A 1,645-nucleotide genomic window follows, 5' to 3' on the forward strand; every position below is an offset into this window, starting at 1 on the left:
GGCTCGTTCGGCAGCTGCGTTTCGGGAAGCGCGATGGCGCTCTCGGCGCTGTCTGCCGGGGCGGGCGTCGGCATCGGCGGCGGCGTAGCGGCAGTGGGCGGCGGCGCCTGCGTCGGGGCCGGGGGTTCTGGCTCCGGCGCGACCTCCACCGCTTCGACCATGCTCATGGTCATGGTCATTTCCGGCTCATCGAGGGGCTGCTCGGGCGGCGTGACCAGCAGCGCCAGACACCAGAAGAGCCCAATGGCGAGCACCGCACCAGCGAGCAGCGAAAGCAGGCGTCGTATCATTGCGCGCCCCGGCTCGCAGCCACCGCGACCTGGTCGACGCCGGCCTGCTGAAGACGATCCATCACCTCGACCAGCAGCCCCGTGGTGGCGTCGCGATCGGCCTGGATGACCACCGAGCCGTCGCTGCTGAGCAGCCCGGCGACCGTCTGGCCGACGCGGTGGACGTCCACCGGGCTGCCATCGACCCAGACTGCGCCTTCCGGCGTGATGGCCACCAGCACCTGGACGTCCGGGCGCGAACTGGCCGCGCTCGACTCGGGGCGGTCGATCTCGATGCCGCTTTCGTTGATGAAGCTGGTGGTGACGATAAAGAAGATCAGCATGATGAAGACGACGTCGAGCATCGGCGTCAGGTTGACTTCGTTGCTCTCTTCGGCTGCATCGATCGAGCGACGTCTACGCATCGTTCTCCTCCAAGGCGCGCGCCAGGCGGTCGTGAAGACGCTGGTCTTCGCGACGAATCACGTGCTCCAGGCGACTAATGAATAAGAGTCCCACCACGGCGATGGCCATTCCCGTCAGGGTCGGCAGGGTCGCGCGGGCCACGCCGTCGGCCATGGCGCGGGCCTGGTGGGTATCGCTGTAGGTCAGGCTGTCGAACACCGTGATCATGCCGGTCACCGTACCCAGAAGCCCCAGCAGCGGACATAGCGCCACGAGCAGCTTCAGCCAGGGCAACGGGCGCCGGAGCTGGCCCACCAGGCGATCGCTCCACACCTGGCGAAGGGTACGCGCGCTCCAGCTGCGGTGATCCTGGCGCCCGGCCCAGCGCTTGATCAAACGCCGCCGGGCGATGCGCCAGGTCACCCGGTAGTACCACCAGCGCTCGATCGCCATGGCGAACACCGCCACGGCCACGACCGCCAGCACCACCAGGACCGCGCCGCCGGCATCGATCAACCGCTCCACGGGGGCGAGCCAAAGGGGAAGCGTGACCATCTAGATCGCCGTCCCGGCGCGAGCGTTCGACTGCGCCTCGAGATGATCCGCAAGCGTGGCGCTGGCCTCGCCTTCGATCACCTGGGTCAGGTAGCGGCTGCGGCTGGCAAGCGCCGTCTGGGCGAACAGCAGCGGCACGGCGGTGACCAGCCCAAGCACCGTGGTGACCAGCGCCTGGCTGATGCCGCCGGCCATCAGCTGCGGGTCGCCGGTACCGAACACGGTGATCGCCTGGAAGGTGACGATCATGCCGGTCACGGTGCCCAGAAGCCCGAGCAGCGGCGCAATGGCGGCCAGCAGCTTGACCATGGGCTGGCCCCGCTCGATACGCGGAAGCTCTGCCAGTACCGCCTCGTCCAGGCGCGCCTCGAGTGCTTCCGGCGTCTGGTGCTTGTCCATGTCCTGGAAGCGATGCA

The 1,645-nt window shown here is 68.4% G+C and carries 3 protein-coding genes and 1 pseudogene; all 4 read right to left on the reverse strand.

From position 1 onward, the window contains the following. Window positions 1-290, reverse strand: a pseudogene (locus BIS11_RS16915) (iron transporter); the annotation flags it as partial. Further along, window positions 287-694 (reverse strand): biopolymer transporter ExbD, encoded by a 408-nt coding sequence (locus tag BIS11_RS16920; protein ID WP_253423213.1) that lies wholly within the window; start codon window positions 692-694, stop codon window positions 287-289. The gene BIS11_RS16920 and the pseudogene BIS11_RS16915, both read right to left, overlap by 4 nt. Beyond that, the gene (locus BIS11_RS16925; RefSeq protein ID WP_253423211.1) at window positions 687-1,229 is read right to left on the reverse strand and encodes a MotA/TolQ/ExbB proton channel family protein; all 543 of its coding nucleotides are present in this window, start codon (window positions 1,227-1,229) and stop codon (window positions 687-689) included. The genes BIS11_RS16920 and BIS11_RS16925 overlap by 8 nt, the downstream gene beginning before the upstream one ends. Continuing rightward, a partial coding sequence (locus tag BIS11_RS16930) for a MotA/TolQ/ExbB proton channel family protein (protein WP_253586631.1) occupies window positions 1,230-1,645 on the reverse strand: 416 nt, incomplete at its 5' end. It lies immediately after the preceding gene.

Source organism: Halomonas sp. 707D4 (assembly GCF_024158685.1).
Classification (GTDB): domain Bacteria; phylum Pseudomonadota; class Gammaproteobacteria; order Pseudomonadales; family Halomonadaceae; genus Vreelandella.

Coding starts and splice junctions, on each gene's coding strand:
- BIS11_RS16920 (WP_253423213.1), bottom strand. CDS start 694: ATGCGTAGACGTCGCTCGATCGATGCAGCCGAAGAGAGCAACGAAGTC.
- BIS11_RS16925 (WP_253423211.1), bottom strand. CDS start 1,229: ATGGTCACGCTTCCCCTTTGGCTCGCCCCCGTGGAGCGGTTGATCGAT.